This is a genomic window from Streptomyces griseorubiginosus (genome assembly GCF_017614965.1).
Taxonomy (GTDB): Bacteria; Actinomycetota; Actinomycetes; order Streptomycetales; family Streptomycetaceae; genus Streptomyces; species Streptomyces griseorubiginosus_B.
Genome location: NZ_WVUG01000682.1, coordinates 1 through 888, shown reverse-complemented (window position 1 = coordinate 888; position 888 = coordinate 1). Strand labels below are relative to the sequence as shown.

Annotated in this window: 1 protein-coding gene; it reads right to left on the bottom strand. The window is 69.9% G+C overall.

Features of this window, described 5'->3' with window-relative positions:
* Positions 1-888 (bottom strand): ATP-binding cassette domain-containing protein (locus GRC12_RS44725; protein WP_244374725.1); only part of this gene is annotated, 888 nt, incomplete at both ends.

Sequence of the window (888 nt, the reverse complement as noted above, 5' to 3'; positions counted from 1 at the left end):
CCCGCCGCGACGGGTGCGGTGAGGTCCCCCTCTTCGGGGAGTTCCTCGACGTCGACGCCGCGGACCTGGCTGAGTTCGTGTTTGAGGGCGGCGAGTTCGGCGCCGCCGGCCATGTGGTTGGTGAGTTCCTCGAGGCTGACCTGGTCGCGGGAGGCGGACAGTTCCATGGTGCCCAGGCGCAGCACGCTGAAGTGGTCGCCGACCATGTAGGCGTGGTGGGGGTTGTGGGTGATGAAGATGACGCCGAGGCCGCGGTCGCGGGCGGCGGCGATGTACTTCAGCACGACGCCGGACTGCTTGACGCCCAGGGCGGCGGTGGGCTCGTCGAGGATGAGGACGCGGGCGCCGAAGTAGACGGCGCGGGCGATGGCCACGCACTGGCGCTGGCCGCCCGAGAGGGTGCCGATGGGCTGTTCGAGGTCGTCGAGGACGATGCCCATCTCGCGCAGTTCGTGGTCGGCGGTCTGCTTCATCCTGGCGATGTCGAGGCGGCGCAGGGGCCAGGGGCCGCGGGTCATCTCGGAGCCGAGGAAGAAGTTGCGCCACACGGGCATGAGGGGGACGACGGCGAGGTCCTGGTAGACGGTGGCGATGCCCTTGTCGAGGGCTTCGCGGGGGGTGGAGAAGCGGACGGGGGCGTTGTCGACGAGGAACTCGCCCTCGGTGTGCTGGTGCAGCCCGGAGATGATCTTGATGAGGGTGGACTTGCCGGCGCCGTTGTCGCCCAGCACGCAGGTGACCTGGCTGGGGTGGACCTGGAGGCTGACGCCGTGCAGGGCGCGGATGTTGCCGTAGGACTTGCCGGCGCCTCGTAGCTCGACGATCGGGGTGTCCCCGCCCTCCGGCGGGGTGTCCGCGAGGATCGCTCCGTGGGTTCCGGTTCCGTTG